This window comes from Sulfitobacter sp. UBA4523 (assembly GCF_002388305.1).
Classification (GTDB): domain Bacteria; phylum Pseudomonadota; class Alphaproteobacteria; order Rhodobacterales; family Rhodobacteraceae; genus Sulfitobacter; species Sulfitobacter pontiacus.
Genome location: NZ_DGMH01000015.1, coordinates 1,869 through 11,772, shown reverse-complemented (window position 1 = coordinate 11,772; position 9,904 = coordinate 1,869). Strand labels below are relative to the sequence as shown.

General features: G+C 60.9%; 9 protein-coding genes. 6 read left to right on the top strand and 3 right to left on the bottom strand.

Features of this window, described 5'->3' with window-relative positions; genetic code table 11:
* Window positions 1-96 precede the first annotated feature (96 nt).
* On the bottom strand, window positions 97-1,473 hold the full coding sequence (locus B3849_RS02770) for a M20/M25/M40 family metallo-hydrolase (RefSeq protein WP_278426232.1): 1,377 nt from the start codon (window positions 1,471-1,473) through the stop codon (window positions 97-99).
* Window positions 1,474-1,810: 337 nt separating this feature from the next.
* Between B3849_RS02770 and hemA the strand changes: the two genes are divergently transcribed.
* The 5 genes from hemA (at window position 1,811) to B3849_RS02745 (ending at window position 7,379) form a co-directional block, all read left to right on the top strand.
* Window positions 1,811-3,034: a 5-aminolevulinate synthase gene (gene hemA / locus B3849_RS02765; protein WP_037944163.1), complete on the top strand. Its 1,224-nt coding sequence runs from the start codon at window positions 1,811-1,813 to the stop codon at window positions 3,032-3,034.
* Between the two features lie 117 nt (window positions 3,035-3,151).
* Window positions 3,152-4,396, top strand: a complete 1,245-nt coding sequence (locus B3849_RS02760; RefSeq protein WP_037944164.1) for a helix-turn-helix domain-containing protein — start codon at window positions 3,152-3,154, stop codon at window positions 4,394-4,396.
* 98 nt (window positions 4,397-4,494) lie between these two features.
* A complete protein-coding gene (gene ispG, locus B3849_RS02755; protein ID WP_074635003.1) occupies window positions 4,495-5,628 on the top strand; it encodes a flavodoxin-dependent (E)-4-hydroxy-3-methylbut-2-enyl-diphosphate synthase in 1,134 nt (377 codons plus the stop codon).
* Between the two features lie 60 nt (window positions 5,629-5,688).
* A complete protein-coding gene (locus B3849_RS02750; protein WP_278426235.1) occupies window positions 5,689-6,843 on the top strand; it encodes a DNA cytosine methyltransferase in 1,155 nt (384 codons plus the stop codon).
* Window positions 6,840-7,379 (top strand): GIY-YIG nuclease family protein, encoded by a 540-nt coding sequence (locus B3849_RS02745; protein ID WP_074635001.1) that lies wholly within the window; start codon window positions 6,840-6,842, stop codon window positions 7,377-7,379. The genes B3849_RS02750 and B3849_RS02745 overlap by 4 nt, the downstream gene beginning before the upstream one ends.
* Before the next feature lie 3 nt (window positions 7,380-7,382).
* Here the strand turns inward: B3849_RS02745 and B3849_RS02740 are convergent, their stop codons facing one another.
* Both B3849_RS02740 and B3849_RS02735 read right to left on the bottom strand, forming a co-directional pair.
* Complete coding sequence (locus B3849_RS02740; RefSeq protein WP_278426236.1) at window positions 7,383-7,865, bottom strand: disulfide bond formation protein DsbA; 483 nt, start codon at window positions 7,863-7,865, stop codon at window positions 7,383-7,385.
* A gap of 1 nt (window position 7,866) precedes the next feature.
* A complete protein-coding gene (locus B3849_RS02735) occupies window positions 7,867-8,610 on the bottom strand; it encodes a DsbA family protein (protein ID WP_009826938.1) in 744 nt (247 codons plus the stop codon).
* A gap of 139 nt (window positions 8,611-8,749) precedes the next feature.
* Between B3849_RS02735 and B3849_RS02730 the strand changes: the two genes are divergently transcribed.
* The gene (locus tag B3849_RS02730) at window positions 8,750-9,892 is read left to right on the top strand and encodes a pyridoxal phosphate-dependent aminotransferase (protein WP_278426237.1); all 1,143 of its coding nucleotides are present in this window, start codon (window positions 8,750-8,752) and stop codon (window positions 9,890-9,892) included.
* Window positions 9,893-9,904: the final 12 nt, after the last annotated feature.

Below are 9,904 nucleotides of genomic sequence, written 5' to 3'. Positions count from 1 at the left end.
TCGAGCCCCGTCAACCGCGCCACTTCTCCCTTTTTAGATTTCTGATTTACCTCGTCCTAAAAAGGGAAAAGCGGGCCGTTAGGCCCGCCCGTTTGCTTACGTCATCGCATCCAGAATACGTGCCCAGCTTCGGATTCCCTTGTGGAAGCTTTCGAGGTCGTATTTCTCGTTCGGGGAGTGGATGGCGTCGTCGTCTTTCCCGAATCCGATCAGCACCGGCGTGGTATCCAGAATTTTCTGGAAATGCCCCGCAATGGGAATCGATCCGCCACAGCCGACATAGGCGGCGGGGACGTTCCATTCATCGGTCAGCGCTTTGCGGGCATCTTCGAATGCGGGGGCGGTGGTCTCGAAGACCGATCCTTGGCTCGACCCGTGGGCGTGGAACGTCGCTTCGCAGTCCTCGGGCATCATGTCTGTGACCATCTTGCGAAAGCTGTCGCGGATGACGTGCGGGTCCTGGGTGCCCACCAGACGGAAGCTGATCTTGGCGTGAGCCTGCGAGGGCAGCACGGTCTTGAAACCGGCACCTGTGTATCCGCTCCACATGCCGTTGACCTCGCACGTGGGGCGCGACCAGATCATCTCGATCGGCATACGGTCCTGTTCGCCGGCGGGTTTCGACAGGCCCACATCGCCAAGGAAACTGTCGTGATCAAAGGCAAGCCCTTGCCACTGCGCCTGAATATCGTCGGGCAGTTCTGGCACCCCGTCATAGAAGCCGGGCACCGTGATGCGGCCCGTGTCATCATGCAGGGAGGCGATGACCTTGGACAGGACGCGCGCGGGGTTCATCGACACGCCGCCGTACATGCCAGAGTGCAGGTCAAGATCAGGGCCGGTGATGGTGACCTCTTCGCCCATCAAGCCGCGCAGCATCGTCACGATCGACGGCACCTTGGACTGGAACATGCCTGTGTCGCAGATCATCGCGTAATCGGCGCGCAGCTCGTCGGCATTCTCTTCCATAAAGGGCACCAGCGACGGGGAGCCTGATTCTTCCTCGCCCTCGAAGAAGAAGGTCATGCGGCAGGGGAAATCGCCATTGACCGCTTTCCACGCGCGCAGCGCCTCGACAAAGGTCATCAGCTGGCCCTTGTCATCTGCGGCACCGCGTCCGCGGATCACGCGGCCTTTTGCCGTGTCCTCGACCGCGGGATCAAAGGGATCGCGGTGCCACAGGTTCAGCGGATCGACAGGCTGGACGTCATAGTGACCGTAGAACAGGATATGCGGCTTGTCGGCGGGGCCGTCCACATGGCCCACCACCATCGGGTGACCGGGGGTGGGGCGTTTGGTGGTCTTGATGCCGATGCTGTTCAGATCCTCGACCAGCCAGTCGGCGGCGCGGTCGCAGTCTTCCTTGAACGCGGGGTCAGTCGAGATGGAGGGGATGCGCAGCAGATCGAGCAGCCGGTCGGTGGCCGCATCCAGATCATGATCGATCCGTGCCAATACGTCGGGTAGGGACATGGGGGTAAACCTTTCTGTCAGGGTGAAGATTGCCGCGACCGTATCAGCGCGCTTGGCCGTGTCCAGTGGTCCGCCCGAGGTGGCCGCAGCTTGCGCGCCATACCGCGTGAGAATCGCTTGAGAATCAGGCCTTTGACGCAAGCGGGACAGCGTGCAGGTTTCCGATGCGCGACATCCGACCGCGATGCGACGCGCCCCGGGGCGGCACCTGCGACAATCGGTTCCTATTAAGGCATTGAATTGAATGGCTCTAAACTATATTCATTCTAAAGCACGAATATGGCGAATGATCCGGTTGCCTTTGCTGGTCCCGCCACCGACGAAGGAGCAAGGCGCAATGGACTATACCAAACAGCTTGATCAGGCGATTGACCGGCTGCACGAGGAAGGTCGCTACCGCACCTTTATCGACATTGAACGCCGCAATGGTCAATTCCCCCACGCTGTCTGGACCCAACCCGACGGGCAAGAGAAGAATATCACCGTCTGGTGCGGGAATGATTACCTAGGGATGGGGCAAAACCCTGTCGTTCTGGCCGCGATGCACGAAGCGCTCGACGCGACGGGTGCAGGGTCGGGCGGGACGCGCAATATCTCGGGTACCACGATTTACCACAAACGTCTTGAGGAAGAGCTGTCGGACCTGCACGGCAAGGAAGCCGCCTTGCTGTTCACCAGCGCCTATATCGCCAATGACGCGACGCTCAGCACGCTGCCCAAGCTCTTTCCCGGCCTTATCATCTATTCCGACGAGCTGAACCATGCGTCGATGATCGAAGGGGTCCGCCGTAATGGCGGGGCCAAGCGTATCTTCCGCCATAACGACGTGGACCACCTGCGCGCGCTTATGGCCGCTGATGATCCCGCCGCACCCAAGCTGATCGCCTTTGAATCGATTTACTCGATGGATGGCGATTTCGGCCCGATCGAGGCGATTTGCGACATTGCCGATGAATTCGGCGCGCTGACCTATATCGACGAGGTCCACGCCGTGGGGATGTACGGCCCGCGTGGGGCAGGGGTCGCCGAGCGTGATCGCCTGATGCACCGGCTGGATATCATTAACGGAACGCTTGCCAAGGCCTACGGCGTGATGGGTGGCTATATCGCGGCCTCGGCCAAGATGTGCGATGCCATCCGGTCTTACGCGCCGGGGTTCATCTTTACCACGTCCCTACCGCCAGCGGTTGCCGCCGGTGCTGCGGCCTCGGTCGCCTACCTCAAGACCGCGCCCGAACTGCGCGAGAAGCACCAGCAGCAGGCCAAAGTGCTGAAACTGCGGCTCAAGGGCTTGGGTCTGCCGATCATTGATCACGGCAGCCACATCGTGCCCGTGATTGTCGGAAACCCCGTACACACCAAGATTCTGTCGGATCGCCTGCTAGAGGATCACGGCATATATGTGCAGCCGATCAACTTCCCCACCGTGCCCCGCGGGACAGAGCGTTTGCGCTTTACCCCGTCGCCCGTACATGGCCCGTTGGAAATCGAAGGGCTGGTCCACGCGATGGACGCTTTGTGGTCCCATTGTGCGCTGAATCGTGCCGAAATGGCGGGGTGACCCCGAATATTTCGTATAGTCCGTTGATTTATGCTACCGATATCGAAAGAAAAGCTTAATCTCGAATCAACATGTTGTTTCGATTAAGGGCAGCGGGCATAGCTACGGGACATTTTTATGATTGGGCGGTGGTCTTCCAAGTCGGCAGATAACGAGCAAGTTGAAGCCAAAGGTTTCGACGCGTTCGACTTGCGCCTTGGTGACCTGATGCGCGGTGAACGCGCGACGCTTGGTAAATCCCTGCTGGATGTCCAACGCGAGCTTCGGATCAAGGCATCCTACATTGCCGCGATCGAAAACGCCGACCCGGAAGCCTTTGATACGCCTGGATTCATTGCCGGTTACGTGCGGTCTTATGCGCGCTATCTGAACATGGACCCGGACAAGGCGTTCGCAGCCTTCTGTGCCGAATCCGGTTTTGCCGTGGCGCATGGCATGTCCTCTAAAGCGTCGGTCGTCAAAAAGCCCACCCGCGAAGAGCGTATGACCCGCAATGGCGAGAGCGATATTTTTGCCCGTCCTGCGACGCCTTTCACACCCGTCGGTGATTCCCTTCTGGCGCGAATAGAGCCCGGTGCTTTGGGCTCGCTGCTGGTGCTCGTCGCTTTGATCGGCGGCATCGGCTATGGCGGGTGGAGCGTTCTGAAAGAAGTGCAGCGCGTGCAGGTTTCCCCCGTGGATGAAACCCCTGTTGTGCTGTCTGACCTTGATCCGCTTCAAGGCGCGCTTGCCTCTGCCCCCGAAACGACAGAAGACCCCGATGCGCCGACCGCGATGGCTGTGCCACGTTCCGACGCGCTGGACCGGCTTTATCGTCCTGCCGCACTGGATGTGCCTGTTCTGGTCGCGCGGGATGCGCCGATTTCCTCGATTGATCCGCGCAGTATCGGCAGCTTTGCCTCCAGCTCGCCTTCGCCTTCCGTCGGAGATGCGCTGCGCACCGCAGAGAATACCGTGGTCCAACGGGATACGCCCGAGGTACTGCCGGGTGCCGTGCCGCAGGTCGTCGAAGGGCCCGCGCCGCAGTTGCGTATGGTTGCTGCCTATCCGTCCTGGGTGCGTGTACGCGCCGCAGACGGCAAGGTTATCTTTGAAGGCATCATGAACAAGGGCGACAGCTGGGATATCCCCGCGACCGAAGAGCCCCCGACGCTGCGCACCGGCGAATCCGGCGCGCTGTATTTCGCGATGGACGGGCAGTACTTCGGGCCTGTTGGCGATCGTGGTGCTGTGACGTCGAACCTGCCGCTGCACCGTCAGGCGCTGGCGGAGCTTTACGAGCCAGCCGTGCTGGAAGAGAATTCCGCGCTCGCGACAATGGTGGCCGAGCTGAAGAATGCGGCGACTTCGCCGACGGAATAAGCCGGATACCATTGCAACAACGCGACGGGCTGAATAGGTGTAGGGCGAACCGAACCTGACAGACCCTTCGACTGTTTCATTGCCAAAGGTAGCTTTGCATGTCCCTCAATCACATTCGCCCGTGGCGCAACATTTACCGCCGGAAGTCCCGTCAGATCATGGTGGGGAATGTGCCGGTCGGGGGCGATGCGCCGATCACGGTGCAGACGATGACGAACACGCTGACGACGGATGTCAAAGCGACCATCGCGCAGATTCAGGCCGCCGCCGATGTGGGGGCGGATATCGTGCGTGTGTCGGTGCCGGATGTCGAAAGCTCCAAGGCGCTGAAAGAGATCGTGCGCGAGGTCTCGGTGCCGATCGTGGCGGATATCCATTTCCACTACAAACGCGGGATCGAAGCCGCCGAGGCGGGGGCCGCTTGTCTGCGGATCAACCCCGGCAATATAGGCGACGAAAAGCGCGTCAAGGAGGTGATCAAGGCCGCGCGGGACAATAATTGTTCGATCCGCATCGGCGTGAACGCAGGGTCGCTGGAACGTCACCTGCTTGAGAAATACGGCGAGCCATGCCCGGATGCGATGGTCGAAAGCGGGATGGATCACATCAAGATCCTGCAAGACAATGATTTCCACGAATTCAAGATCAGCTGCAAAGCCTCTGACGTCTTTATGGCCGCCGCTGCCTACCAGCAGTTGGCCGAGGCGACGGATGCTCCGATCCACCTTGGCATCACCGAGGCGGGGGGGTTGACATCTGGCACGATCAAATCGGCTATTGGCCTGGGCAATCTGTTGTGGATGGGCATCGGTGACACGATCCGTGTGTCCCTGTCTGCGGACCCCGTGGAAGAGGTCAAGGTTGGCTACGAGATCCTGAAATCCCTTGGCCTGCGTCACCGTGGTGTGAACATCATCAGCTGCCCCAGCTGCGCGCGGCAGGGCTTTGACGTGATCAAGACCGTCGAGGCGCTGGAACAACGGCTGGAGCATATCAAGACCCCGATGAGCCTGAGCATCATCGGCTGCGTCGTCAATGGCCCCGGTGAGGCGCTGATGACGGATGTGGGCTTTACCGGCGGGGGCAACGGGTCGGGCATGGTCTATCTTGCGGGCAAACAAAGCCATAAGCTGGGCAATGACGCGATGATCGATCACATCGTCGAACAGGTCGAAGCCCGCGCCGCCGCCATCGAAGCAGAGACCCAAGCGGCAGAGCAAGCAGCAGAGTGACTTTGCCCCAAGCGGCGCATTTGCCATCGACAGATATTTGCGTATTCCATATCAATAGATATGCCTGATCACGCCGCCAAGACCCCGACGTACGCCGAGTTTTTCTGCGGCGGTGGCATGGTGCGCGCGGCCTTGCAGGACCGGTGGGATTGCGTGCTGGCCAACGATATCGACGCGATGAAATGCAAGGTCTACGCCCAGAATTGGGGGCAGGCGGCATTGCATCAGGGCGATATCGCGACCATGCCCGATGACCTTCTAACGCGTCAGATCGATATGTATTGGGCGTCGAGCCCGTGTCAGGATTTCAGCCTTGCGGGCAAGGGGCGAGGCTTGGGCGGCGCGCGCAGCGGTGTCTTTGCCCATTGGGCCGACAAGATCGCCACGGCCATAAAAGCAGGATTTGCGCCGCGTATCATCGCCTTTGAAAACGTCGTCGGGTTGGTGTCGCGCAATGGTGGGGCGGATATGAACACCGTACTCGCGACCTTTGTGCGGCTTGGCTACAAGGTCGGCGCGCTCGAGATCGACGCGCGGCGTTTCCTGCCGCAAAGCCGGCCGCGTCTGTTCGTTGTGTGCGTGCGCGAGGATATCGACATCTCGGGGCTGACGGTGCCGAAACCGTCCCATGTCTTTCACGGCAAGAAGCTGCAAAAATTTCTCGCCTCCGCCACGCGGCCGGTCCGATCCAACTGGGTCTGGTGGAAATTGGGGGATGCCCCCGCCGACGAACAGGCGCTTGAGGGTGTGCTGGAACGGCGTGCCACCATGCCGTGGTTCAGTGCCGCGGATACCGACCGTCTGCTGACGCTGATGTCGCCCCCCAGCCTTGAACGGCTGCGCGTGGCGCGCAAGGCGGGGCGCACCGTGGTAGGCACGATCTATAAACGCGGGCGCCCCGATGCGGATGGGAATGTCCGCCAACGGGCAGAGCTGCGCACCGACGGGATTGCGGGCTGCTTGCGGACTCCTGCGGGTGGGTCCTCGCGGCAGATCCTGATGTTTATCAAGGGCAACCAGACCAAGGCCCGGCTTGTCTCCTCGCGCGAGGTGGCGCGGCTGATGGGGTTGCCGGACAGCTACAAAATGCCTGACACCTACAACAACGCCTACCGCGTGGCGGGGGATGGGGTCGCCGTGCCTGTCGTGCGCTATCTCGACGAGGTGTTGTTCGCGCCCCTGCTGGAACGTCAGTCACTGGGGGCCGTCGCGTGAACGCGGCGCAGGCGTTTCGGGGCAAGGCACTGGCGGCGCTGACCAATCAGATCGGCGTCTATGCGCTGTGCGATCTGGACGGCAACCCGATTTATGTGGGCCAGTCGGTTGATGGAATCCGCACGCGGGTGCGCCGGCATCTGACATCGGCGCGATCCGACGTGATTGCCAACCGTCAGATCGACGTGTGGGAGATCGCCTTTGTCTGGGCCTGGCCGGTGGCGACGAAGGCAGAGGTCGAACCGCTGGAACGCGCGATCTTTGCTCGTTACGACGCCGAGCTGCCGTTGATGAACGGCAAGGCGATGGTGGCCGATGCGCCGCTGTTCGACTGGCCGGAAAAGCAGGTGGTGCAGGTCATCGACGAAGAGGAACGGCAGTCGCGTCTGACCCCGTCAAACCGGCTGCCGCGCCAGATCAAGCAGTATGACTTGCTGGTCGATTATATCCTCAACGTGAAAGAGGCCCCGCATCTCAAGCGGTCGCTTGATGCGCATTTCAAACGCATGGTGCGCTATCATCAGCGGTTTCTCTAGGCGCTACGGAGCCAGATACCGCCGCAGCACGATGTCGGGCATATGGCCACGCAAGATGCGGTCTGCCATCACGTAGAAGGGAGGATCGGTCATGCCAAGCTGCGCCGCAAGGGCGGCGCTGGCAGGATCAGACATCATGTGGTGCGTGAAGGTGATGCTATATATATCTGTTATCGCTTCTAATTCTGCCAGTGCGCGTCCGCAGTCTGCGCAGTCGTCGCCGGTAAACAACGCAATCGGCGCTCCGGCTAATACTTGATCTGTCAGGGATGAGATAAGCGCGAGATCCGCCTGCGCCTTCTCTTGATAGGCTTCGGCAGCATAGTTACGGGGGGCCACAGCGGGTGCTGCAAGCTCGGGCTCTGCCAGAAGCAACGCCCGCACTTCTTCCCCCAAGGCGCGCCGTTCTGCATGGGTCAGCGCGCCAAAGTCGGTTTGCGCGGCAACCGGGAAAGCCGCCACGCAACAGGCTAGTGCCAAGCGCATCTTAGCCGCGTTTTTCTTCCAGAATGGCTTTCATCTGGTCGTAAGGCAGATAGCCGCGCAGCAGTTCGTCCTGCATCACAAAGGTCGGTGTGCCGGAAATTTGCAGCGTTTGTGCCAGCGCGCGGGTTTTTTCGATCTCGGCGGTGACTTCGGCACTGTCCATCTTTTCCTGAATGGCCTCGGCGTCCAGATCGAAGCTGCTGGCCAAGCGTCCCAGCGACGTCGGGGTGATGTCGCCGTTAAAGCTCATCAAGGCGTCATGCACGGATTTATAGGCCTCGTCCCCCGCAACGATCTTGGTTGCGATGGCAAAGCGCGAGGCGACCATGGATTGTTCGCCCAGAATCGGCAGTTCTTTCACGATAAAGCGGATATTGCCGTCGCCATTGACCAGCTTTTCAACCTCGGAGAACGCTTTTTTGCAGTAGCCGCAACGGTAGTCCATGAACTCTACGATGGTCATGTCGCCTTCGGGATTGCCCCCGACATAGGAATAGCCGTCGTCAAAGATCGCGGCCGCATTGTCGGACACCAGCGTGAAATCCGCCTGCGCCTGGGCTTCGGCCTGACGGGCTTGCAGCTGGTTCACCGCCTCCATGATCACTTCGGGGTTTTCCATCAGATAGGCGCGGACCTCGGCGCGGAATTGCGCGCGTTCGGCATCGGTCAGTTCGGTCAGGTCCATCGCATGGGCGGGGGCTGTCAGGGAAAGGGCCACTAGGGCGGGGGCGATCAGCTTTTTCATCAGGGTCACTCGCTTGTTGTTGCGCAGGGGTGCAGGCACCGGTTGCAAGGGTGGTGCGCGATTTTGCCAGCGCGCACAAGGGTTGACGGCACCAGCGGGGTGCGGTGAAAGGTTCGGGCTCAACAGTAGGATCAAGCCCATGCGCATTTCAACCCGATCTCAGGTCGATCCCTTTATCGTGATGGATGTGATGCAGGCCGCCGCCGCCGCCGAGGCGGAGGGCCGCCACATCATCCATATGGAGGTCGGCCAACCCGGCACGGGCGCGCCCAAAGGGGCCAGCACCGCATTGACCGCCGCGATGGAGCAGGGCGCGCTTGGCTATACCGTCGCATTGGGGCTGCCTGCGCTGCGCCAGCGGATCGCGCGGATGTACGGGGAGTGGTACAATGTCGATCTGGACCCGAACCGCGTGGTCATCACCTCTGGCTCTTCGGGCGGATTCATCCTGGCGTTTACCTCGCTTTTTGATACCGGGGACCGTGTGGGCATCGGGGCACCGGGGTATCCCAGCTACCGCCAAATCCTCAAGGCGCTGGACCTTGCCCCCGTGGATCTGCCCACCTCGCTTGACAACCGCTTGCAGCCAGTGCCTGCGGATTTCGCGGGCATGGACCTGCAGGGGCTGCTGGTCGCGTCGCCGGGCAACCCGACGGGCACGATGCTGGATCACGCTGCCATGTCCGCGCTGATCGACGCGACGAAAGCGCAGGGGGCATCCTTCATCTCGGACGAGATTTACCACGGCATCGAATACGAGAAAAAGGCCGTGACCGCGCTTGAGATCACCGATGATGTCTATGTTATCAATTCGTTCTCCAAGTATTTCTCTATGACCGGTTGGCGTGTCGGCTGGATGGTTGTGCCAGAGGATCACGTGCGGGTGGTCGAACGGATCGCGCAAAACATGTTCATCTGCGCCCCCCACGCCAGTCAGGTCGCCGCGCTTGCCGCGATGGATTGCACCGATGAGCTTGAGGCGAATATGGATGTCTACCGCGCCAACCGCGCGATGATGATCACAGGCCTGCGCGAGGCGGGATTCACCCGTTTCGCGCCCCCCGACGGGGCCTTCTATGTCTACGCCGATGTGTCCGAGCTGACGGATGACAGCCGCGCATTGGCGCGGGATATTCTGGACAATGCGGGTGTGGCCGTGACCCCGGGGCTCGATTTCGATCCGGTGCGCGGGCATCACTGGCTGCGGTTTTCCTATGCGCGCAGCACCCAGGATATTGCCGAGGGGCTGGGGCGGCTCAAGACCTATATGGCGGCCCGCTGAAAGGCTGGCTCG